Source organism: Ornithinimicrobium sediminis (assembly GCF_021272345.1).
In the GTDB taxonomy this organism is placed as follows: domain Bacteria; phylum Actinomycetota; class Actinomycetes; order Actinomycetales; family Dermatophilaceae; genus Ornithinicoccus; species Ornithinicoccus sediminis_B.
The window spans coordinates 81,563-103,744 of record NZ_JAJSDQ010000001.1; the positions used below are offsets into that span (position 1 = coordinate 81,563).

17 protein-coding genes are annotated in these 22,182 nt (G+C 73.0%); 6 read left to right on the plus strand and 11 right to left on the minus strand.

Annotated elements, in window-relative coordinates:
* Window positions 1-2: 2 nt before the first annotated feature.
* The 4 genes from leuS to LVO85_RS00380 form a co-directional block, all read right to left on the minus strand.
* Entirely contained in the window at window positions 3-2,933 is a 2,931-nt protein-coding gene (gene leuS, locus LVO85_RS00365; RefSeq protein ID WP_232745353.1) for a leucine--tRNA ligase, read from the minus strand.
* A gap of 224 nt (window positions 2,934-3,157) precedes the next feature.
* The gene (rpsT, locus tag LVO85_RS00370; protein ID WP_232745354.1) at window positions 3,158-3,421 is read right to left on the minus strand and encodes a 30S ribosomal protein S20; all 264 of its coding nucleotides are present in this window, start codon (window positions 3,419-3,421) and stop codon (window positions 3,158-3,160) included.
* 177 nt (window positions 3,422-3,598) lie between these two features.
* Window positions 3,599-4,585 (minus strand): DNA polymerase III subunit delta, encoded by a 987-nt coding sequence (gene holA / locus LVO85_RS00375; protein WP_232745355.1) that lies wholly within the window; start codon window positions 4,583-4,585, stop codon window positions 3,599-3,601.
* On the minus strand, window positions 4,582-6,774 hold the full coding sequence (locus LVO85_RS00380) for an ATP-dependent DNA helicase (RefSeq protein ID WP_232745357.1): 2,193 nt from the start codon (window positions 6,772-6,774) through the stop codon (window positions 4,582-4,584). The genes holA and LVO85_RS00380 overlap by 4 nt, the downstream gene beginning before the upstream one ends.
* Before the next feature lie 143 nt (window positions 6,775-6,917).
* On the opposite strand from LVO85_RS00380, the gene LVO85_RS00385 reads away from it, so the two are divergent.
* On the plus strand, window positions 6,918-11,159 hold the full coding sequence (locus tag LVO85_RS00385; RefSeq protein WP_232745359.1) for an FtsK/SpoIIIE domain-containing protein: 4,242 nt from the start codon (window positions 6,918-6,920) through the stop codon (window positions 11,157-11,159).
* Between the two features lie 17 nt (window positions 11,160-11,176).
* On the opposite strand, the gene LVO85_RS00390 is transcribed toward LVO85_RS00385, so the two are convergent.
* Window positions 11,177-11,563 (minus strand): hypothetical protein, encoded by a 387-nt coding sequence (locus LVO85_RS00390; RefSeq protein ID WP_232745361.1) that lies wholly within the window; start codon window positions 11,561-11,563, stop codon window positions 11,177-11,179.
* Window positions 11,564-11,616: 53 nt separating this feature from the next.
* On the opposite strand from LVO85_RS00390, the gene LVO85_RS00395 reads away from it, so the two are divergent.
* Entirely contained in the window at window positions 11,617-12,936 is a 1,320-nt protein-coding gene (locus tag LVO85_RS00395) for a class I SAM-dependent methyltransferase (protein WP_232745365.1), read from the plus strand.
* A complete protein-coding gene (locus tag LVO85_RS00400; protein WP_232745372.1) occupies window positions 12,936-13,724 on the plus strand; it encodes a DUF1295 domain-containing protein in 789 nt (262 codons plus the stop codon). Before LVO85_RS00395 ends, LVO85_RS00400 begins: the two co-directional genes overlap by 1 nt.
* Before the next feature lie 21 nt (window positions 13,725-13,745).
* On the opposite strand, the gene LVO85_RS00405 is transcribed toward LVO85_RS00400, so the two are convergent.
* The 3 genes from LVO85_RS00405 to LVO85_RS00415 are packed head-to-tail and all read right to left on the minus strand — an operon-like array spanning window position 13,746 to window position 16,709.
* Entirely contained in the window at window positions 13,746-14,339 is a 594-nt protein-coding gene (locus tag LVO85_RS00405) for a gamma-glutamylcyclotransferase family protein (RefSeq protein WP_232745373.1), read from the minus strand.
* 46 nt (window positions 14,340-14,385) lie between these two features.
* Window positions 14,386-15,930, minus strand: a complete 1,545-nt coding sequence (miaB, locus tag LVO85_RS00410; protein ID WP_232745374.1) for a tRNA (N6-isopentenyl adenosine(37)-C2)-methylthiotransferase MiaB — start codon at window positions 15,928-15,930, stop codon at window positions 14,386-14,388.
* A gap of 32 nt (window positions 15,931-15,962) precedes the next feature.
* The gene (locus LVO85_RS00415) at window positions 15,963-16,709 is read right to left on the minus strand and encodes a sulfite exporter TauE/SafE family protein (protein ID WP_232745375.1); all 747 of its coding nucleotides are present in this window, start codon (window positions 16,707-16,709) and stop codon (window positions 15,963-15,965) included.
* A gap of 85 nt (window positions 16,710-16,794) precedes the next feature.
* On the opposite strand from LVO85_RS00415, the gene LVO85_RS00420 reads away from it, so the two are divergent.
* The gene (locus tag LVO85_RS00420) at window positions 16,795-17,298 is read left to right on the plus strand and encodes a DUF5709 domain-containing protein (protein ID WP_232745376.1); all 504 of its coding nucleotides are present in this window, start codon (window positions 16,795-16,797) and stop codon (window positions 17,296-17,298) included.
* Window positions 17,299-17,300: 2 nt separating this feature from the next.
* Window positions 17,301-18,311 (plus strand): NAD(P)-dependent alcohol dehydrogenase, encoded by a 1,011-nt coding sequence (locus LVO85_RS00425; RefSeq protein WP_408637656.1) that lies wholly within the window; start codon window positions 17,301-17,303, stop codon window positions 18,309-18,311.
* A 51-nt stretch (window positions 18,312-18,362) separates the two neighbouring features.
* Here the strand turns inward: LVO85_RS00425 and LVO85_RS00430 are convergent, their stop codons facing one another.
* The 3 genes from LVO85_RS00430 to LVO85_RS00440 all read right to left on the minus strand — a co-directional run bounded on the left by LVO85_RS00430 (window position 18,363) and on the right by LVO85_RS00440 (window position 21,540).
* Entirely contained in the window at window positions 18,363-19,094 is a 732-nt protein-coding gene (locus LVO85_RS00430; protein ID WP_232745377.1) for a regulatory protein RecX, read from the minus strand.
* Between the two features lie 5 nt (window positions 19,095-19,099).
* Complete coding sequence (recA, locus tag LVO85_RS00435) at window positions 19,100-20,179, minus strand: recombinase RecA (protein WP_232745380.1); 1,080 nt, start codon at window positions 20,177-20,179, stop codon at window positions 19,100-19,102.
* A 230-nt stretch (window positions 20,180-20,409) separates the two neighbouring features.
* Window positions 20,410-21,540: an NYN domain-containing protein gene (locus LVO85_RS00440; RefSeq protein WP_232745384.1), complete on the minus strand. Its 1,131-nt coding sequence runs from the start codon at window positions 21,538-21,540 to the stop codon at window positions 20,410-20,412.
* Window positions 21,541-21,588: 48 nt separating this feature from the next.
* Between LVO85_RS00440 and LVO85_RS00445 the strand changes: the two genes are divergently transcribed.
* Complete coding sequence (locus LVO85_RS00445) at window positions 21,589-22,176, plus strand: MOSC domain-containing protein (RefSeq protein WP_232745385.1); 588 nt, start codon at window positions 21,589-21,591, stop codon at window positions 22,174-22,176.
* Window positions 22,177-22,182 lie beyond the last annotated feature (6 nt).

Below are 22,182 nucleotides of genomic sequence, written 5' to 3' on the forward strand. Positions count from 1 at the left end.
CCTCAGACCGGCACGATGTTGACCAGCTTGGGGGCCCGCACGATGACCGTGCGCACCGCCCCGTCCCCGAGGATGTCGCGGATGCGGTCGGTGGCCAGGGCCCGCTCGCGCAGCTCGCCCTCGTCGATGTCGGCCGGCACCTCGATGCGGTCACGCACCTTGCCCTTGACCTGGATCACCGCCGTGACCGTGTCCTCCACCAGCAGAGCCGGGTCGGCCTCGGGGAACGGCTCGTAGGCCAGCGACGCGTCGTGGCCCAACCGTGACCACAGCTCCTCGGCCAGATGGGGCGCCACCGGAGCCACCATCTGCACCAGCGGCTCCACGGCCGCTCTCGGCACCTCCGCGAGCTTGGTCAGGTGGTTGTTGAGCTCGATCATCTTGGCGATCGCCGTGTTGAAGCGCAGGGCCTCGTAGTCGGTGCGCACGCCGTCGACGGTGCGATGCAGCGCCCGCGCAGTCGCCTCGTCCATCGGGATGTCGGCGACCCGCACCGCGCCCGTCTCCTCGTCGACCACGTTGCGCCACAGCCGCTGCAGGAAGCGGTGCGACCCGACGACGGCACGGGTCTCCCAGGGCCGGTACTGCTCCAACGGGCCCATCGACATCTCGTAGACCCGGAAGGTGTCCGCGCCGTACTGCTCGCACATCTCGTCGGGCGTCACCACGTTCTTCAGCGACTTGCCCATCTTGCCCTGCTCCTGCGTCACCGGGTCACCTCGCCAGGTGAAGGTGGAGGGCCCGCCGGCGGGGTCGGTGTGCTCCTCGACCTCGGCCGCCGGCACCGGGAAGCCGCGCTCGTCACGGTAGACGTAGGCCTCGACCATCCCCTGGTTGATGAGACGCCGGAAGGGCTCCTCGCTGCTCAGGTGGCCCAGGTCGTGCAGCACCTTGTGCCAGAAGCGGGAGTAGAGCAGGTGCAGCACCGCGTGCTCCACACCGCCGATGTAGAGGTCGACCCCGCCGGGGTCCTGCGCCCCGGCCGGGGCACCGGGCACGGTCTGCTCCCGCGGGCCGATCCAGTACTCCTCCACCGCCGGGTCCACCGGAGCAGCGTCGTTGGCCGGGTCCAGGTAACGCAGGTAGTACCAGCACGAACCGGCCCAGTTGGGCATGGTGTTGGTCTCGCGCCGGTAGGTGCGCACCCCGCGCCCGTCACCCAGGTCGAGCTCGACCGTCACCCAGTCCTCGGCGCGGGCCAGCGGCGCCTCCGGGGAGGAGCCGGCGTCCTGCGGGTCGAAGGTGCGCGGGCTGTAGTCCGGCACCTCGGGCAGCTCGACGGGCAGCATGTGGTCGGGCACCGTGTGCGCCACACCCTCGTCGTCCCAGACGACCGGGAACGGCTCGCCCCAGTAGCGCTGCCTGCTGAACAGCCAGTCCCGCAGACGGTAGGTGACGGTGGGCTCCCCCAGGCCACGCTCGCTCAGCCACGCGATGATCCGCTCCTTGGCCTCGGTGACGTCGAGCCCGTCCAGGCTGACCTCGTCGTTGGCGGAGCTGACCGCCGGTCCCTCGCCCGTGAACGCCTGGTCCTCCGGGTGGTCCGGGGTCGGCTGCACGGTGCGCACGATGGGCAGGTGGTAGGCCGTGGCGAAGTCCCAGTCGCGCTGGTCCTGCCCAGGCACGGCCATGATGGCGCCGGTGCCGTAGCCCATCAGCACGTAGTCGGCGACGAACACCGGGATCGGCCGGCCGTTGACCGGGTTGGTCGCGAAGGCACCGGTGAAGACGCCCGACTTGGCCTTGGTGTCGGCCTGACGCTCCAGGTCACTGCGGGTCGAGGCCTGCTGCTGGTATGCGGTCACCGCGGCCCGCGGGGACTGCGCACCATGCGTCCACACCGGGTCTGTGCCCTCGGGCCAGGCGTCGGGCACGATCTCGGCCAGGCCCGGGTGCTCCGGGGCCAGGACCATGAAGGTGGCGCCGAAGAGCGTGTCCGGTCGGGTCGTGAAGACCTCGACCGGCCGGCCGCCGTCGTGGCCGGGGCTCGCCGACGGGACGGTGAAGCGCACCGTGGCCCCGGTGGAGCGGCCGATCCAGTTGCGCTGCATCAGCTTGACCTTCTCCGGCCAGTCCAGCCGGTCCAGGTCGTCGACCAGGCGGTCGGCGTAGGCGGTGATGCGCATCATCCACTGGGACAGGTTGCGCTTGAAGACCGGGAAGTCACCGCGCTCGGACTTGCCCTCGCTGGTCACCTCCTCGTTGGACAGCACCGTGCCCAGACCCGGGCACCAGTTGACCGGTGCCGAGGAGACGTAGGCCAGCCGGTGCCGGTCCAGCTCGAGAGCACGCTCCTTCGCCGTCTTGTCGGCCCAGGGCTGCCCGTCGTGGGTCTCGCGTCCACCGGTCTCGAACTGCGCGACCAGCTCGCTGACCGGCCGTGCCGCCCCGGTGCCGCCGTCCGGGCGCACCGTCTCGGGGTCGTACCAGCTGTGGTAGATCTGGGTGAAGATCCACTGGGTCCACCGGTAGTAGTCGGGGTCGATCGTCGCGAACGAACGTCGCAGCTCGTGGCCCATCCCCAGCCTGCGCAGCTGGGCACGGTAGATCTCCATGTTGCGCTCGGTGGTGACCCGGGGGTGCTGGCCGGTCTGCACGGCATACTGCTCGGCCGGCAGACCGAAGGCGTCGAAGCCCATGGTGTGCAGCACGTTGCGCCCCGTCGTGCGCTGGTAGCGACAGTAGACGTCGGTGGCGATGAAGCCCAGCGGGTGGCCGACGTGCAGCCCGGCGCCCGAGGGGTAGGGGAACATGTCCATCACCATGAGGTGTCCGCGGCCCTCCTGCAGGCGAGGGTCCTGCGGCTCGGCCCACGGCCCGGCCGGGTTGGCGGAGTGGAAGGTGCCCGCGGTGTCCCACCGGTCCTGCCAGCGCTGCTCGATCTGGTCGGCCACGGCCGCGGTGTACCGGTGGCGGGGGGTGTCGTCACTCATCAGCTCGTCCTTGCTCGTCTGGCGGGCGGGTGCGTGCACAAAAAAGCCCCTCGGTGCCCGAGGGGTCAGCCGCGCTGGGTGGTGCGTCGTCAGCGCGGCTGCGTAAGAAGGAGCTGCACGCAGGCCGGAGTCATGTGCGTCATCGTAGCGCAGAGGGCGCCCTCCCCCGGTGGGGTGGACGCCCTCGCAGCGTGGCCGGCCCGAGCCGGCGAGCCCGGCTGCGCTCAGCCGAGCTCGGCGGCCTGCTTGGCCATCGCGGACTTCTTGTTGGCCGCCTGGTTCTTGTGCAGGACACCCTTGGTCACGGCCTTGTCCAGCTTGCGGGAGGCGTCGCGCAGCGCCTGCTGCGTGGCCTCGGCGTCTCCGCTGGAGTGGGCGGTCTTGAACTTGCGGATCCAGGTGCGCAGCTCCGACTTGTGCGCACGGTTGCGCTCGGTGCGCTTGGCGTTGGTCTTGACGCGCTTGATCTGGGACTTGATGTTTGCCACGAAGTGTCTTCCTGCTCGGTCGGTAGGTGTGTGTCGTTGAGGGCGACAGTCGCGGGACTCGGGACCGGGCGTGGGGCACCCTGCAAAGAGTCTCGCGGTGGTGATGCTGCATGCGCGCACGACCTGAGCGCGCACGCAAGGAGCAACGTTACCGCCCCGCAGGCACCGGACCCAAACTCAGCGGCTGCGCCGCTCCCGGCAGATGACCGTGACCGCGCGCTCCACGGCGTACTCCGGGGACCTGGGGACGGTCAGGGCGTTGCGCAGGCCACCCTTGACGTCGACGTCCGCCGCCGCCACGGCCTCGATGGCACGGCCGAGGCGGTCACCGTCCCAGCCCTGCGCCACCCGGCGCGCCTGGTCCACCTGCCAGGGCGCGATGCCGAGGTCCTTGGCCACGCTGCTCGCACTGGCCCGCCCGGCCGCGCCGACCCGGCCCACCTGGCGCAGCTGCATGGCCAGGACCGCGATGATCGGCACCGGGTCGAGGCCGCCGGTCATCGCGTGCCGCAGCAGCCGCAGCGCCTCGGCCTCGTCGCCGGAGAGGGCCGCCTCGGCCACCTTGAACCCCGTCGTCTCGACCTTCTCGCCGTAGTAGGTCTCCACCTGGGTCACCGTCACGACGCCGGTGGTGTCGCGCACCAGCTGGGCGCACGCGGTCGCGAGCTCGCGCACGTCCTTGCCGACCGCCTGGACCAGGGCCAGCGCCGCCTCCTTCTCGACCCGCCGCCGGGCCGTGCGGAACTCCTCGACCACGAAGGCCGTCTTGTCGGCCTCGGACCTGATGGCCTTGGCCTCGATGACCCGGGCGCCGCCCTTGCGCAAGGCGTCGAGGACACGCTTGCCGCGGTTGCCGCTCTTGTGACGCACGACGAGGTGGATGCCCTCCGCGGGCCGGTCGAGGAGCTGCAGCACGTCCTCCAGCAGGGGGTCGTCGGCCTCGTCGAGGTCGTGGACGACGATGACCGAGCCGCCGCCGAAGAGCGAGGGGCTCGCGTGCACACCCAGGTCCCCCGGGGCGTAGGTCGCGGCGTAGAGACGCACGACCTCGGTGTCCGGCTCGTGCTCGCGCACCAGGCTCACGATGCTGTCGACGGCACGGTCGGCCAGCACCTCCTCCGGTCCGGTGACCAGGGTGTATGCCGGGGGTACGGGGGTGCTCACGACGCACCCGCCACGAGCCCGAGCTGGTTGATGCGGGTGGTCACCAGGTCGGGGGCCAGCTCGAGGTGGTCCGCGAGCTCCTCGACGCTCACCCCGGACTCCAGCCCGTCACGCAGCTCGGCATCCTGCTCGTCGGTCCAGGCGTGCCCGCCGGTCACCGCGGTGCGGGGCGAGCGGGCGACCGGCGGCGGCCCGGCCGCGGGGCGGCTCGTGGGGTGCTGCACCGGGACCGGTGGCGGAGCCGTCTGGTCCAGACGGCGCAGTGCGCCCAGCACGAGCTCGCGGTCCGTCGTGGGCCAGAAGGGCGGGAGCGAGCGCTGCAGGAAGCCTGCGTAGCGAGCGGTCATCATGCGCGAGTCGAGGAACGCCACGACCCCCCGGTCGTCACTGCGTCGCACGAGACGACCGGCCCCCTGGGCCAGGCGCAGCGCGGCGTGGGTGGCCGAGACGGCCATGAAGCCGTTGCCGCCGCGGCGGCCGACGGCCTCCGTGCGCGCCGACGACAGCGGGTCGTCGGGTCGGGGGAAGGGGATGCGGTCGATGAGCACCAGCTGACAGGCCGAGCCCGGCACGTCGACGCCCTGCCACAGCGACAGGGTGCCGAAGAGGCAGGTGCCGGCGTCCTCCGCGAACTGGCGGACCAGGGTGGGGGTCTGGTCGTCGCCCTGGCACAGCACGGTGATGCCGGTGTCCTGCAGCCGTGTGCGCAGCTGCTCCGCGGCAGCCTCGGCCGCGCGTCGCGAGCTGAACAGCCCGAGGGTGCGGCCGCCGGCTGCACGCACCAGCGCCTCGATCTCGTCGAAGACCTGGGGTGCGGCCCCGTCACGCCCCGGCGCAGGCAGGTGCGCTGCGACATACGCGATGGCCTGCCGGGGGTAGTCGAAGGGGCTGCCGACGTCGAGCCCCTGCCACCGTGGGGCGTCCTCGCCCAGCAGACCCAGGGTGGCGGCGACGGCGTCGAACGAGCCGCCGAGCTCCAGGGTCGCCGAGGTGAGCACCACCGTGCGGTCGCCGAAGATCTTCTCGCGCAGCAGCAGCGCGACACTCATCGGTGCGACGCGCAGCACCGCCCCGCGCCGGGGGTCCTGGGACACCCACGCGACGTCCAGCTCGCGCTCGGCCAGCACGCGCTCGGCGGTCGTGAACAGCTCGTCGACCGCCGCCCGCGCCACCTGCCGCGCGCCGTCGCCGGCCTCCTTGGCCTCCCCCTTCAGCTCGCTCTGCAGACCGCGGGCGGCGTCACGCACGGCGGCGAGCACCGTCGCCAGCCGTTCCGGCAGGCCGTTGGCCAACCGGCCCTCGGGCAGCTGGTCGAGCACGTCCTGCAGGTCCTGAGCGGCGTCGGAGAGCTGGTCGGTGTCGGCGTACCGAGCGGCCCGCTTGCCCGCCGCGGTCACGGTCGTCGCCGTCAGCTCGTCGGTGACCGTGGAGGTCACCCGGTCGGTCAGCTCGTGCGCCTCGTCGATGACGAGCAGGTCGTGGTCGGGCAGCATCTGCCGGCCCTCGAAGGAGTCGATGGCCATGAACGCGTGGTTGGTCACGATCACGTCGACCTCCCGTGCGGCCTCCCTGGTCTGCTCGACGAAGCACTCGCCCGCCAGCGGACAGCGGGAGCCCAGGCACTCCCGTGCGCTCACGGAGACCTGTCGCCAGGCCCGGTTGCTCACCCCCGGCACGAGCTCGTCACGGTCGCCCGACTCGGTGACCTCCGACCACTCCCGCAGCCGGAGGATCTCCCCCCCGAGCCGGGACCGGTCGGCGTCGACAGCGCCGACGGACAGCAGGCTGTCCTCGTCCTCGTCCGGGAACCCGCCGACCAGCTTGTGCTTGCACAGGTAGTTGGCTCGACCCTTGACCAGCGCGAACGTGGGTCGCCGACCCATCGGCCCGCGCAGCGCGTCGGCGATCCGCGGCAGGTCGCGGTCGATGATCTGGGCCTGCAGCGCCAGGGTCGCGGTGGCCACGACGACCGGCTTCCCGGTGGCCATGGCGTGGGCGACCGCCGGCACCAGGTAGGCCAAGGACTTGCCGGTGCCCGTGCCTGCCTGCACCAGCAGGTGCTCCTCGTGCTGCACCGCGTCGCGCACGGCCTCGGCCATCTGCACCTGGCCCGGCCGCTGCGTGCCGCCGACGGCCTCGACAGCAGCCTCGAGCAGGACGTCGAGATCAGGGGCGATGGTGGTGGGCACGTGCCCAGGGTATGCGCTGGCGCTGCCACACCCTGGTCCCCTGTGGACGTCCACACCAGGCCCGTAGGGCACGCGGCGGGTGTGCACGGGCGTGCTGTGGACGAGCTCTGCGCCGGTCACCACCCTCCTGTCACCATCCGCCGATGAGACTGCTGCTGACTCTCACCGACGGCCGGCGCGCGGAGCACGTGGAGGTCGTCACGCAGGCACCCTGTGCCTGGTCCGAGGTCGCAGCCGTGCTGCCGCGGGGGTGGCCCGCCGACCCGCGTTCGTATGCCGTCGCCACGCCTTCCGGCTCGCCGGACCCGGTGCCGGCGGACGCGGTCGTCGGTCGGCCGCCCCTGCTGCACGGGTCCACCCTGCGCCTCACCGCCGCACGGACACGGCCCAGGGAGGAGCCCACCCGCTCCCCTGCCGAGGTCAGGGTGGTGGAGGGACCCGACTGCGGCGCCTGCGTGCCGCTTCCGGCAGGTGGCAAGGTGAGCATCGGGCGGGACCCCTCGTGCGGGCTCGTCGTCGCCGACGAGGCGCTGTCCCGCCACGACTGCACGGTGCTGGCGACCCGCGCGGGCGTCGTGGTCACCGACACGGGGTCGACCAACGGCGCCGTGATCAGCGACGTCACCGGTGAGAGAAGGGTCACCTCGCAGACCCCCTGGTCCCCCGGCGAGCGCCTCCACATCGGTGGCAGCGTGCTCGAGCTGGTGCACGACCCTGCCGTGCCCCTGCACCGGGTGCCCGACGGAGAGGGCCGTCTGGTGGTGACCCCGGTGCCGTGGGGGCGGTCCTCACCGCGGACGGTGGACGTGCGTCTGCCGCCCCCTCCGGAGCAGCCCGTGGTCACCGCCCCACCGGTACTGGGGTGGCTGCTGCCGCTGCTGGTCTCCCTCGGGCTGGCAGTGGTGCTGCGCATGCCGCTGCTGGTCCTCTTCGGTCTCATGGCGCCGGCGATGGCGCTGGGCAGCCACCTCGGGGAGCGGCGGCAGCGGCGCACGGAGCACGCACGGGCGTGCTCGCGGCATGCGGAGGTCCTGCGCGAGCGACGGGCGCAGGTGTCGCGTGCGGTGGCCGCGGAGGTGGACCTCGCCCGCGCCGGCCACCCCGACCTCGCCCGCTGGTGGGTCACCGTGCGCGAGGACCCCTGCCGCCCGCTGTGGTCCCGCTCCTCGACCGGACGCGACGACGAGGGCCACGACGGTCGGCCCCACCGTGGGCTGCCGGACGAGGACCGGCGACCCCGGCTCGTCGTGCGGCTCGGGCGCGGTGAGGAGCCGACCTCGGTGCGGCTCGACGACGTGCCGGTCGTCGGCCGCGACGTCCCCGTGCTGCTGGAGTGGTCCGGCGTGCTCGGCCTCGTCGGGCCCGTGGAGCACACCCGGGCCCTGGCCCGCAGCCTGCTGACGCAGGTGCTCCTGGCCTACGACCCCGCGACGCTCAGGCTCGTCCTGCCCCGGGCAGACGCGGAGTGGGAGTGGCTGGCATGGGCACCCCACCTGCGCGACCGGCGGCAGCACACCGCACTGGTGCTCGACGAACGCCTGGCCGACGCGCCGCCGGGGCATGGCCCTGGCGCGGCGTCGCCTGCCGTGCCGGCCGCTGCCGCGCTCGGGCTACGCCTGGCGGCCACCTCCGACGCCCTGGGCCGCGTCGACCACCTCGTGGAGGTCGTCGACGCCTGGACCGCGGTGCTGCACGTCGGCGCCCTCGGAAGACCGTTCTCCCCGGACCTGCTGACCGCAGCGCGCGCGGCCAGGACCGTGCGGCGGACCGCCGCATGGACCACCGTGGCCGCCGCGGAAGGTGGCCCGCAGACCGAGCTGCCGGACGAGGTCACCCTGCCCCGGGTGCTGCCCGAGGCGGCCGACGCGGCGTCCCTGCGCCGACGATGGCGGGAGGCACCGCGGAGCACCCGGTGCGTCCTGGGCCTCGGACCGGCGGGTCCGGTCGCGGTGGACCTGGCGGTCGACGGCCCCCACGCCCTGGTGGCGGGCACCACCGGAGCGGGCAAGTCGGAGCTGCTCCGCACCCTGGTCACCTCGCTCGCGGTGGTCAACCGGCCGGACGAGCTCGTCATGGTGCTCGTGGACTACAAGGGCGGGTCGGCCTTCGCGGACTGCGCGGCCCTGCCGCACTGCGTCGGGCTGGTGACCGACCTCGACCCGCATCTGGCCGACCGCGCGCTGACCTCGCTGGGGGCGGAGCTGAAGCGTCGCGAGCGGCTGTTGGCCGACGTGGGCGCCCGCGACCTCACCGGCTACCGTGCCACCGACCCGGAGACCGGCCTGCCCCGGCTCGTCATCGTCATCGACGAGTTCCGTGCCCTGGCCGAGGAGCTGCCCGGCTTCGTCGACGGACTGGTCCGCATCGCGGCGCTGGGGCGGTCCCTGGGGATCCACCTGGTCCTCGCGACCCAGCGACCGGCCGGGATCGTCTCCGCCGACGTGCGCGCCAACATGAACCTGCGCATCGCCCTGCGGCTGCGCGACACCTCCGACTCGCTGGACGTCCTCGACTCCCCCTCCGCGGCCGCGCTGCCGGAAGGGGTGCCGGGCCGCGCCCTGTTGCGCACCGGGGCAGAGGCCCCTCGCCTGGTGCAGGTCGCCAGGGTGGCCGGGCCTGCAGGTGAGACCGACCCGGCGCGGGGCCCCAGGGTCCGGCCGGTCCCGGGTCCCTGGGTCGAGGAGGAGGTCGACGAGCTCTCGACCGACGGCTCGACGCCGGGGCTTCTCCCGTTGGTCGTCACGGCCGTCACCGAGGCCGCCTCGGCGCTGAGCGCTGCGGCTCCTGCGTCCCCGTGGCTGCCGCCCCTGCCAACGGTGCTGACGGCGGCCGAGGTGCCGGATGCGCAGGTGCCGGATGCGGAGACGCCCGTGCCAGGACGCGCGCGGCCCTTCGCGGTGCCCTGGGGCCTGCTCGACCTGCCCAGCGAGCAGCGGCAGGCACCGGCCTGCTGGGACCCGGTGCAGGAGAGCCATCTCGCCGTCGTGGGCGCGCCCGGCGCCGGCGCCACGACGCTCGTGCGGACCGTGCTGGGCGGGCTCCTCCAGCGGCACGACCCCGGCCGGCTGCACCTCTACTGCTTCGACAGCGGCTCGGGCCTGACCGTCCTCGGAGCCGCACCGCACACCGGCGCGCTGGTCACGCCGGAGGAGCCGGCGCGCACCGCCCGTGTCCTGGCCAGGCTGGTCGCGACCCTCCAGGAGCGCCGGCAGGCACTGGCCGCGGCCGGGCTCACCTCGTACGCCGAGCAGTCCGCAGGTCCCGACCCGTGGCCGCTCCTGGTGTGGGTGGTCGACGGGTGGGGCAGGTTCGCCGGCGCCCAGGCCGAGCAGGGCCGCGGCTCCGGCCTGGAGGCCGCCCTGCGTCTGCTGGCCGAGGGACCGGCCGTCGGCATCGTCGCGGTCGTCACCGGTGACCGCACGCTCCTGACCGGGCGGGTGTCCGCCTTGCTGCCGTGCGTGTGGGCACTGCGCCTCGCCGACCCGACCGACCTCATGCTCGCGGGGCTGCGGCGCGAGCAGATCCCCGACACCATGCCACCGGGGCGGGCCGTCCGCACCCGGGACGGGGTCACTGCGCAGGTCGCCGTGCCGGGTGACGACCCGGCCGGGGCGTCGCAGGTGGCTGCCCTCGCCGCAACGGTCGACAGCATCGTCCACCGTGCCACCGCCGTGCCCGCCGACCGGCGTCCGTGGCGCGTGGTCGAGCTGCCCACCCGGTGCACCCTGCAGGAGCTCACCGGGAGCCGTCCGCCCGGCGCCGCGTGCGGTGGCGAGCCGCTGCTCGGGCTGGGTGGTGACGAGGGCGGCCCTACCGTCCTGGCACTCTCCCCCGAGCGCGGGGACGCGGCGCTGGTGCTCGGACCACCGGGCAGCGGCCGGAGCACCGTCCTGGACACGCTCGCGGAGGAGCTGCGCCGATCGGGGCACCGCGTGGTGCGGGTCGCTCCGGGCCGGGCTGCCGCCGACCTGGCGGACGAGCTCGCCGGCAGGCCCGGCCCCTGCGTGCTCGTCGACGACGCCGAGCAGCTCACGGACACCGCCGTCGAGGAGGTGGTCCTGCGCTGGGCCGCCTCGCTCACCAGCGGCAGCGCCGCACATGCGGGGGCGCGGGCACCCGGCCCCAGGGGGCCTGGCCCGGGCGGGCCCGGCGCGCTGGTCGTCGCTGCAGAGACCGAGCGGGCGGTCACGGCCTACCGCGGCCTCGTGCCGCTCACGGCCCGCTCGCGCACCGGGGTGGTCCTGCAGCCGCGGGGCTCCGGGGACGGCGGGCCGCTGGGCGTGTCCGTGCCCACCGGTGGGCCGGCCGTGCCCGGACGGGGTGTGCTCGTGCATCGCGGCACCTGCGAGCCGGTGCAGGTGGCGCTGCCCGGGGTGACACCGTGACCAGCCGAAGCCCCTGGTCAGTCGTCCAGCCGGCCCATCCCGATCGTCGCCACGATCGTGGTCACGGCACCGACGAGCACCGCCGCTGCCACCAGGGTCGGCGCGAACTGGAACATCGCGATCCCCAGAGGCACCAGCAGCCCGTTGGCGGCGATCGCCGGCGCCTGCGCCCGGGGGTGGCGGGTCCACAGCCCGTAGGCCACGTAGCCCAGGCCGACCACGAAGACCAGCATCGTGACGATCGACATGATCACGACGACCGGGTCGCTGCCCTGCCCCTGCAGCAGCTCCAGCAGGTAGAACACGGCGAAACCGGTGATCGCCAGGGCCTCGGCCCCCACGATCGCCGCGGCGACCCGTCCGAAGGTCGTCTGGCGCGGGGTCGGGGAGGCCGGTGTGCTCACGACACAGCAGGCTAGTCGCGTGAGCGTCAGGTTCACCGCATACCCTGAGCCGCGTGACCGTCGCATCAACCCTCGCCGACCTCGTCAGCCCCCTCACCGGCGGATCTCTGCCGTGCCACGTCACCGCGTGGGACGGCAGCAGCGCCGGACCCGTCGACGCACCGCGCGTGCGCATCACCTCCCCCAACGCCCTGCGTCGCCTGCTGTGGCACCCCGGCGAGCTGGGCGCGGCCCAGGCCTTCGTCACCGGCGAGGTCGAGGTCGAGGGCGACCTGGGCGACGGGCTGCGCGAGGTGCGGCGCATCCTCGCGGAGCGGGGCGTCACCTCGCTGCGCCCTACGCCGGCGCTGCTCGCCCGGGGGGCGAAGGCAGCCAAGGACCTCGGCGTGCTGGGCGCCCGTCCCGAGCCGCCGGCCTCCCAGGCCAGGCTCGGCGGGAGGCTGCACTCCCTGCGCCGGGACCGCTCGGCGATCAGCCACCACTACGACCTGTCCAACGACTTCTACGAGACCATCCTCGACGAGCAGATGGCCTACTCCTGCGCCTACGTCACCGACCCCTCGGTCGACCTCGTGCGTGGCGGTGAGACCCCGGCGTACACGTTGGAGGACGCCCAGCGCGACAAGCTGGACCTCGTCTGCCGCAAGGTCGGCCTGGACCAGCGCCGTGGCATGCGCCTGGTCGACGTCGGCTGCGGCTGGGGCTCCCTGTCGCTGCACGCGGCGCGCGTCTACGGAGCCCAGGTGCTGGGTGTCACCATCTCGCGCGAGCAGCAGGCGTTCGTGCAGAAGCGCGCCGCCGAGCTGGGCGTCGCCGACCTGGTGGAGATCCGCCTGCAGGACTACCGGGAGGTGCCGGAGACCGGCTTCGACGCGGTCACCTCCATCGAGATGGGCGAGCACGTCGGCGACGTCAACTACCCGACGTATGCCGCGACGCTGCACCGTCTCGCCGCCCCCGGGGCGCGGGTCCTCGTGCAGCAGATGTCCCGCCCGGGCAAGAACCCCGGCGGGGGGCCCTTCATCGAGTCCTTCATCGCCCCCGACATGAGCATGCGCCCGCTCGGGGCCACCGTGCAGCTGCTGGAGAAGGGCGGCCTGGAGGTCCGCGACGTGCACGCGCTGCGGGAGCACTACGTGTGGACCGTGCGTGCCTGGGAGGAGCGCTTCCGGCAGCGCCGCGACCACCTGGTGCAGCTGGTCGGCGAGGAGGTCTGCCGCGTCTGGGAGCTCTACCTCGCCGGCGGCGCCCTCACCTTCGAGCAGGGCCGCATGGGCGTCGACCAGATCCTCCTGGTCCGCCGCCACGACGAGGGCCCCAGCGGCCTTCCCAACGCCCGGCCGACCACCTGGTCCGCCGTGAAGGAGTCCTGATGGACTGGTCCGGCTTCCTGTTCGTCAGCGGGCTCAGCCTGCTCGCCCTCGCCCTCATGCAGGCTCTGACCTGGGTGTGGTCCCGCAAGGTCGGCAAGCTCGCGGTGGTCGACGTCGTCTGGGGCGCCGGCTTCGTGGTCGTCGGTGTCGTGGCCCTGGCCGCGGGGTCGGGTGACCTCACCCGTCGCGTGCTCCTGGCCGCCCTCGTCGCGGTGTGGGGCCTGCGCCTGTCCTGGCACATCTACCGGCGCTCCCAGGGCAAGGGCGAGGACCCGCGCTACACCGAGCTCTACGGTGAGAAGGGACCCCTCGAGGCCGCGCTGCGCGTGTTCGGCGTCCAGGGCCTGCTGCAGTGGGTCATCTCGATGCCGCTGCAGGCCTCCGCGGCGGCGGACGCGACCGAGGGGCTGTGGTGGGTCGTGCTGCTGCTCGGCGTCGCCGTCTGGGCCACCGGGCTGTTCTTCGAGGCGGTCGGCGACGCCCAGCTCGCCCGTTTCAAGGCCGACCCGGACAACAAGGGCAAGGTGATGGACCAGGGGCTGTGGGCCTGGACCCGTCACCCCAACTACTTCGGCGACGCCTGCGTGTGGTGGGGTCTGTGGCTCATCGCGCTCTCCGCCGCGACCTGGGGCACGGCGTGGACCGTCATCGCTCCGCTGGCGATGACGCACTTCCTGCGCAACGTCTCCGGGGCCAGGCTGCTCGAGAAGTCGATGTCGCAGCGTCCCGCGTTCCAGGAGTACATGCAGCGCACCGCCTACTTCTTCCCCCGCCCGCCCAGGACCTGACGCAGCACCCCGACGCTCGGGCTACCAGCCTCGAGGGTTGCCGGAGGGGATGCGGTCACGCACCAGCCGCCCGGCCATGAGCGGTGCCGGGTAGGGCAGCGTCGTGCTGCGGTAGGTGTCCAGATGCTCATCCCCCCAGGACGCGAACGCGTCCTCCACGGCCTGGGCGTACGCCTGCAGCACCACCGCCCCCTCGGGCGGCTCGACCGCCCGGTGCTCCTCGTCGGCGACATACGTGAACACGTGGTCGACGTCCGAGGCCACCTCGTCCACGCACGTCGTGACCTCCACCCGTGCGTAGCGCAGCTCGCGCCGGTCCAGCAGCGCCAGCTCCTCGGACGTGACGGGGATGACCACGCCGTTGGGCGGCTCCGCGCCCCCACCCGTCGCGGGCTCGACGTTGAGCACCAGCACGGCAGGCGGCACCCAGCCGTCGTGCTCCCGGGCGAAGGTCTTCTCGGACCGCACGTTGTCCCGCGCGGTGGAGAAACGGCGACGCCAGCCGACGAGCCGAGCGGGCCGGGGCTGCCTGACCGGCCGTCCCAGGGTGCGGGCCGCGCTCGACGCGTCGACCAGGGACCCGTAGGCAAACACCCCCACCCGTCCCCCGGTCATCGTCCCGACGTCCGTCCCGGCGTCGCGGTCGGTCGTGGTGTCGGGGTCACGGTGCGACCGCGCAGGCAGGTGCGGCGACCGGAGCTGCGGCCGGTCGGCCGACCGACGGCATCCCCAGGCTGACGGCGGGCTTGGCGGACCCGGCCGGTGCGTCGCCTCCCTGCAGCGCCTCCCAGGCGTGGCCCCCGGCGGTGCGGCGCACGGCATACACCCCGCCCTCGAGCCCGGAGTCAGCGACGAGATGGTGCGGGGCACCGTAGGTGACGGCAACGGTGACCATGTCACCGGGCCGCGGCACCTCGGCGCCCTCGGGCACCGCGAAGTGGACCAGCCGGTTGTCCCTGGCCCGCCCCGACAGTCGCTGGGTCTCGGCATCCTTGCGTCCCTCACCGGGCGCCACGAGCACCTCGAGCTCGCGACCCTCCTGGGTGCGGTTCTCGGCCCAGGAGACCTCCTCCTGCAGGGCGACGAGCCGCTCGAACCTCTCCTGGACCACGGCCTTGGGCACCTGGTGGTCCATCTCCGCGGCCGGGGTGCCGGGGCGGATGGAGTACTGGAACGTGAACGCGCTGGAGAAGCGGCTGGCGCGCACCACGTCGAGCGTGTCCTGGAAGTCCTGCTCGGTCTCCCCCGGGAACCCGACGATGATGTCGGTGGTCACGGCCGCGTCGGGGATCTGCTCCCTGACCTGGTCGATGATCCGCAGGAACCGTGCACTGCGGTAGGACCGGCGCATGTCCTTGAGCACCTTGTCCGACCCGGACTGCAGGGGCATGTGCAGGCTGGGCATGACGTTGGGGGTCTCGGCCATCGCGGTGATGACGTCCTCGGTGAAGGCTGCCGGGTGCGGGCTGGTGAAGCGCACCCGCTCCAGCCCCTCGACCTCGCCACACGCACGCAGCAGCTTGCCGAAGGCCAGCCGGTCGCCGAACTCGACGCCGTAGGTGTTGACGTTCTGCCCCAGCAGCGTGACCTCCACGACACCCTGGGCCACGAGCGCCTCGACCTCGGCGAGGATCTCTCCCGGTCGGCGGTCCCGCTCCTTGCCACGCAGGGCGGGCACGATGCAGAACGTGCAGGTGTTGTTGCAGCCCACGCTGATCGAGACCCAGCCGCTGTAGGCGGAGTCCCGCCGGGTCGGCAAGGTGGAGGGGAAGGTCTCCAGCGCCTCCAGGATCTCGACCTCGGCCGCCTCGTTGTGCCGGGCGCGGTCGAGGAGGGCGGGCAGGGAGCCGATGTTGTGGGTGCCGAACACGACGTCGACCCACGGGGCGCGCTCGACGATGGTCGAACGGTCCTTCTGCGCCAGGCAGCCGCCGACGGCGATCTGCATGTCCGGGTTCGCGAGCTTGGCCGGACGCAGCTGGCCCAGGTTGCCGTAGAGCTTGTTGGCGGCGTTCTCCCGGACGGCACAGGTGTTGAAGACGACCACGTCGGCGTGCTCGGGCCGTCGGTCCACGGGCAGGCCGGACAGGTCGACGTAGCCTGCCGTCTCCAGCAGGCCGGAGAGTCGCTCGGAGTCGTGGACGTTCATCTGGCACCCGTGGGTGCGCACGTCATAGGTCTTCGGGGTCGCAGTCGCCGTGTCCATCGCGCCTCCCAGGGTAACCGGGAGGTCGGGTGTCACAGACCGCCGAGGCCTCGGCCCAGGGTGATCACGGCACCGACGACGGCGATGGTGACCGCGGCGCGCCGGGCGGCGCGCAGGCCGACCCAGCGCGAGGCGACACCGCCCAGCAGCACCCCGACGGGCACGCTCACTGCGACGAGCAGCCAGGCGGCCCACGGCAGCCCGGCGTCGAGCGGGATGGCTCCCACGGCGGCCTTGCTCACCAGCGCAGCCAGGTTGGCCAGCAGGAAGATGGGCTGCAGCGTGGCCGCGAAGGACCGCTGGCCCCAGTCGGTGGCGAGCGCGTAGACGGTCATGGCAGGGCCCGCGATGCCGGCCGTGGCGTTCATGAAGCCACCCGCCGCCCCTGCGGTGAGCGCCGCACCCGTGCCGTGGACCCTGACGCGGGGTCCGACGGTCATCGACCACGCCAGCGCCAGCAGCATCGTGCTGCCGACGAGCACGTCGAGCCAGGAGGCGTCCAGCACCAGGATGACCAGCGCCCCGACGACGGAGCCGACCACCATCAGAGGGGCGATCCCGGCGAAGCGCCCCCAGTCCACGTCGCCGCGCAGGACGACCAGGATGAGCAGGGCGGTGAGCACCGCCGCGACGTTGCTCGCCGCGACACCCGTCGCGGCCCCGAGGAGCACGGTCAGGGACGGAGCCACCACCATGCCCATCCCCATGCCCGCGATGCGCTGCAGGGCCGAGCCGACCAGCAGGGCGAGGGCCATCGCGAGGAGCACCGGCACACTCACCACGGCGTCCTCTCCGTCCCGGCCACCCGCACACCGTAGCCCTCGGGGTTAGGCTCGGCAGGACGCGACGAAGGAGTGATGGCAGATGAGCGACCAGCCCGGCCGTGAGTCCATGAGCGACGACCTGACGACCTACAGCGTGGACGACGAGGACCAGCTGCAGCCGGAGGACACCCTCATCCCGGGTGAGGACCCCGTCGAGGCGGGCTACGACGCCCCGGACCGGCTGCGCGGCTCGCTGGCCTTCGGGGTCACCGCGGACGAGCAGGCCCAGGAGGAGACCATCGAGCAGCGGATCCGGCAGGAGGTGCCCGACCCCGACACGGCCTACGGAGCCCCCGACAACGAGAGCGGTCTGGACGAGCCGGAGATGGCCGGTGGCGACGACCCGGACGCGATCCCCGCCGAGCGTGACTTCGTGGGCGACGGTGCCTACGACGTGGGTCGCCTCGTCGCGCCGGACGGCGGCGCCGAGTCCGACTCCGAGAGCGAGGCGTACGCCGAGGAGCTCCCGCGGGGCCGGCGCCAGTCACCCGAGCAGGCCGCGATGCACTACACCGAGAGCGACGACCAGGACGTCGAGGACTGACCGTGCGCGTCAGCGTGCTGACGGCTCCGGGTGCGGTCTCGCTCGTCGAGCGGCCCGAGCCGGAGCCGGCCGCTGACGAGGTGCTCGTGCGGGTCGGCTCGGTCGGCATCTGTGGCTCGGACGTCCACTACTACGACCACGGGCGGATCGGCCCGTATGTGGTGCGCGGGCCGCTGGTGCTGGGGCACGAGGCCTCCGGCGTCGTCACCGCCGTGGGGGCGGGGGTCGACGCGGCCCGCGTCGGCCAGCGCGTGGCGGTCGAGCCGGGTGTCCCCTGTCGCCGCTGCGACCAGTGCAAGCACGGTCGCTACAACCTGTGCCCGGACGTGCGGTTCATGGCGACGCCCCCGGTCGACGGCGCCTTCGCCGAGCTCGTCACCGTGCCGGCCGACTTCGCCCACCCGGTGCCCGACCACCTCTCCGACGACGCGGCCGCGCTCGTCGAGCCGCTGTCCGTCGGGGTGTGGGCCTGTCGCAAGGCGGCGGTCGGCGTGGGCAGCAGGGTGCTGGTCTGCGGGGCCGGCCCGGTCGGCCTGCTCACCGTGCAGGTGGCCCGCGCCCAGGGCGCGACGGAGGTCGTCTGCACCGACATCTCGCCCGAGCGACTGGCGATGGCAGGCGCCTGCGGGGCGACCCGCACCGTGGACGTCACCGCCGGCGCCGGCACGCTCACCGGGCTCGAGGTGGACGCGGCCATCGAGTGCTCGGGGGCGGCATCGTCGGTCCTGACGGCCCTGCACGCGGTGCGCCCCGCCGGCACGGTGGTGCTGGTCGGCATGGGCAGTGACGAGGTGGCCGTGCCACTGAGCCTGCTGCAGCACCGCGAGATCGTCCTCACGGGCACGTTCCGCTACGCCAACACCTACCCCGCCGCCATCGCTCTGGCCGCCGGCGGCGCCATCTCCCTGGACGAGCTCGTCACGGGCCGCTTCGGCCTCGCCCAGGTGGAGGAGGCTCTGCGCAGCACCCGCGCCCCGGGCACGGTCAAGAGCATCGTCCGTCCCGGCGAATGAGCCACCCTCCTCCAGAGGCTCGGTCCCTCCGCGACTCAGTCCGTCCGCAGCTCAGTCGCGACGGTGCTCCTCGGCCTGCAGCAACGCGTCGCGGATGACCTCGTAGGACAGACCGGCGGAGTACCCCTTGCGGGCCAGGAACCCGGCCAGCCGGCGGGTCTGCACCTCCCGGTCCAGGCCGTGCATGGTCCGCAACCGCCTGGCGACCAGCGCCTCGGCGCTGGCCCGCTCGTGCTCGGGCTGCACCTCCTGAAGGACGCGTTCGGCGACCTCGTCGGGGACACCCTTCTGGCGCAGCTCGTGCCGCAGCGCCGGAGTCGCCAGGCCCTTCGTCTCGCGGCGTGAGCGGACGAACATCTCCGCATAGCTCTCGTCGTCGACCAGACCGACCTCGGTCATCCGGTCCAGGACGCGCTGCGCCACCTCTTCCTCACAGCCGCGCCCACGTAGCTTGTCGGCGAGCTGCTTGCGGGTGCGCGGGCCCACGGAGAGCTGGCGCAGCACGATCTGCCGGGCCAGCTGCTCGGGGTCGGCAGCCGCCGCACCCGCACCGGCGTCCGAGCCCTCCGTGGCCGCTGCAGACCGGGAGCGCGACCTCGCCGGCGCGATGCCGGGACCCTCGGTCGCCGGCAGGTCCTCAGCACTGCCGCCACCAGGAGCCCTGGCCGCACGCTCGGCGGCGGCCAGGGCCTCCCGTGCGGCGGCGAGCCGACGGGCGTCCGGGGTGTCGGACGTATCTGGGGTATCGGACGTGTCTGGGGTGTCTGGGGTCGGGAAGGCCATCGGGCTCAGAAGTTGACCGAGACCTCACCGGTCTCGGGGTCGACTCCTGCGGGCACCTCGTCGCGCCGCGGCCCGACCCCGAGCTTCTCCTTGATGAGGCGCTCGATCTCCTCGGACATGTCGGGGTTGTCCATGAGGAAGGCACGGGCGTTCTCCTTGCCCTGCCCGAGCTGCTCCCCCTCGTAGGTGTACCAGGCACCGGCCTTGCGGACGAAGCCGTGCTCGACGCCCATGTCGATCAGGCCACCCTCCCGGGAGATGCCGTGACCGTAGAGGATGTCGAACTCCGCCTGCTTGAACGGCGGCGACACCTTGTTCTTCACGATCTTGGCCCGGGTCCGGTTGCCGACAGGGTCGGAGCCGTCCTTCAGGGTCTCGATGCGGCGGACGTCGATGCGCACCGAGGCGTAGAACTTCAGCGCCTTGCCGCCGGTCGTCGTCTCGGGGCTGCCGAACATCACGCCGATCTTCTCGCGGAGCTGGTTGATGAAGATCGCCGTCGTGTTGGTGTTGCTCAACGCGCCGGTGATCTTGCGCAGCGCCTGCGACATCAGCCGCGCCTGGAGACCGACGTGGCTGTCCCCCATCTCGCCCTCGATCTCGGCGCGGGGCACCAGGGCTGCGACGGAGTCGATGACGATGATGTCCAGGGCTCCGGAACGGATCAGCATATCGGCGATCTCGAGGGCCTGCTCGCCCGTGTCGGGCTGGCTGACCAGCAGCGCGTCCGTGTCGACCCCGAGCTTCTTGGCGTACTCCGGGTCCAGCGCGTGCTCGGCGTCGATGAAGGCCGCGATGCCGCCGGCCTTCTGGGCGCTGGCGACCGCGTGCAGGGCCACCGTGGTCTTACCGCTGCTCTCCGGGCCGTAGATCTCCACCACCCGGCCGCGCGGCAGGCCGCCGATGCCGAGGGCCACGTCCAGCGCGATGGAACCGGTCGGGATGACCGCGATCGGGGGGCGGACGTCGTCCCCCAGACGCATGACCGAGCCCTTGCCGTGCGCCTTCTCGATCTGCGCCATGACCGTGTCGAGGGCCTTGAACTTGTCGCCGCCGATCGCGGTGACCTTGCTTGACTGTGCCATCTGCTGCTCCTTCACTGACGTGGGTGGGCGCGCCTACCTTCGACCGACCCTGGTGTCGACCCCTCCGCGGAGGCGCCTCATCCCTTGCCAGTCAGACGCTAGGTGCCGCCACCGACAGACCACTGCGACCACGGTGAGGTGTGGACGACGAGCCCGCTCCAGCAGCACCTGTGGACCACCCTAGGTCGAAAGTGTGTACGACACGCTGAGGGCAGCGGCGACACGCCGCGTCAGTCGTCGTGCACCGTCAGGAGGTAGTCGTCGTCCTCGTCGCTCCAGTCCAGCTCGACGGCGCCCTCGGCCTGGGCTGCCTTGCAGAACTGCAGGAAGGAGCGGTAGCCCAGCTTCTTCTCGCTGAACCCCGGCTGGGCCAGGCGCACCTGGTTCTTCAGGCCCGACAGGCCCACCGGGTCACCGTCCGCGGCCAGGTCGGCCACCACGTCGCGCAGCAGCCCGAACGCGTGCGACCGGTCCCCCACCTCGGGCAGCAGGATCTCCGGGTCCCCCTTGGCCGGTCCCGTCGCGAGCTCGATGACCCCTCTGGTCGACAGGTGCTCCAGGAGCTCCCCGAAGGCCCGGAACCCGTGGGTGGTCTCGGTGAACGTGGGGTCCTTGCGCAGCAGGGTGCGCTTGAGCACGGACGCGGTCACCGCCCCACCGGAGGACTGCTGCAGGCCTGCGACCGTCTGCGCCACCAGCACCGCGATGTCCTGCTGCTCGCGAGGGGGCTCCTCCGCCTCCTCGGGCACCACCGGCTGCTCGACGACCTGCGCGGCGGGGCTCTCGCTCTGTCCCTGGCGAGCCGCGGCAGCCTTGTCGTCCCCGCCACGTCCCTTGCGGCCCCGGCCGGAGGCGGCACTGCGCTTGCGCGCGGCCTCGGTGGCGGGCTCCACGCCCTCCAGGTCGTCGTAGAACAGGAACTCGTCGCAGGCGGGCGGCAGCATGGCCGAGGTCGAGTCCCGCACCCCGAAGCCGATGACGCGCTTGTTGAGCTCCCGCAGCTTGTGCACGAGCGGGGTGAAGTCACTGTCCCCGGTGCAGATGACGAACGTCGAGATGTAGTCGCGCACGAAGGCGAGCTCGATGGCGTCGACGGCCATCTTGATGTCGGCGGCGTTCTTGCGGGACGCGCCCATCCGCTGGGGCATCTCGATGAGCTCGACGTGCGAGCGGGTGAGCATGCGGCGGTCCTCGTCGAAGTAGGACCAGTCGGCGTACGCCCGGCGGACCACGACCCGCCCGCGCTCGGCGAGGGCGTCGCTCACCGGCCGAAGGTCGAAGGGGTTGCCGAGGTGGTCCCGCGCCCCCAGGGCGAGGTTCTCGTAGTCGAGGAACAGGGCGATGCGGTCTTCGTCATCCACGGCCCCGAGACTACGCGTCGACCCGGCGTCCGCGTGCCACGATGGGGTATGCCGTCCGCTGCCTCCTCGTCCGCCGACCGGCCGACGGTCTTCCGTGCCGGCCTGGTCCGTGCGGTCAGCAGGGACGACCGCCACCGCTTCAGCAAGCAGCCGCGGGCCGAGATCCGGCTGGTGGCGGGGCACGGGGTGGACGGTGACGCCCACGCGGGCACCACCGTGCAGCACCTGCACCCCCGCCGCCGGCACCCCGAGCGGCCGAACCTGCGCCAGGTCCACCTGCTCGACGAGGAGTTCCTGCTGGAGGCCGCCGCCCACGGCTTCGCGCTCGGGCCCGGCGACCTCGGAGAGAACGTGCTGACTTCCGGCATACGGCTGCGCGACCTGCCGGAGGGCACCCACCTCACCCTGGGCGGCACGGCCACGGTCCGCGTCACCGGCCTGCGCAACCCGTGCCGGCAGATCGACGACCTCCGCCCCGGGCTGCTGCGCCTGGCCGTGGGCCGCGACGCCGACGGTGCGGTCGTGCGCCGGGTGGGGGTCATGGCCGTCGTCACGACATCAGGGCCGGTCGCTGCCGGCCGGCCGATCACGGTGCGCCTGCCGGCGGCGCCGCACCGCCCGCTGCAGCAGGTCTGAGCTGCC

Bases quoted from the DNA above. Each gene is read 5' to 3' on its own strand.
- miaB (WP_232745374.1), bottom strand. From the start codon at position 15,930: ATGGACACGGCGACTGCGACCCCGAAGACCTATGACGTGCGCACCCAC.
- LVO85_RS00445 (WP_232745385.1), top strand. From the start codon at position 21,589: ATGCCGTCCGCTGCCTCCTCGTCCGCCGACCGGCCGACGGTCTTCCGT.
- leuS (WP_232745353.1), bottom strand. From the start codon at position 2,933: ATGAGTGACGACACCCCCCGCCACCGGTACACCGCGGCCGTGGCCGAC.
- LVO85_RS00430 (WP_232745377.1), bottom strand. From the start codon at position 19,094: ATGGCCTTCCCGACCCCAGACACCCCAGACACGTCCGATACCCCAGAT.
- LVO85_RS00400 (WP_232745372.1), top strand. From the start codon at position 12,936: ATGGACTGGTCCGGCTTCCTGTTCGTCAGCGGGCTCAGCCTGCTCGCC.
- recA (WP_232745380.1), bottom strand. From the start codon at position 20,179: ATGGCACAGTCAAGCAAGGTCACCGCGATCGGCGGCGACAAGTTCAAG.
- LVO85_RS00385 (WP_232745359.1), top strand. From the start codon at position 6,918: ATGAGACTGCTGCTGACTCTCACCGACGGCCGGCGCGCGGAGCACGTG.
- LVO85_RS00405 (WP_232745373.1), bottom strand. From the start codon at position 14,339: ATGACCGGGGGACGGGTGGGGGTGTTTGCCTACGGGTCCCTGGTCGAC.
- LVO85_RS00420 (WP_232745376.1), top strand. From the start codon at position 16,795: ATGAGCGACCAGCCCGGCCGTGAGTCCATGAGCGACGACCTGACGACC.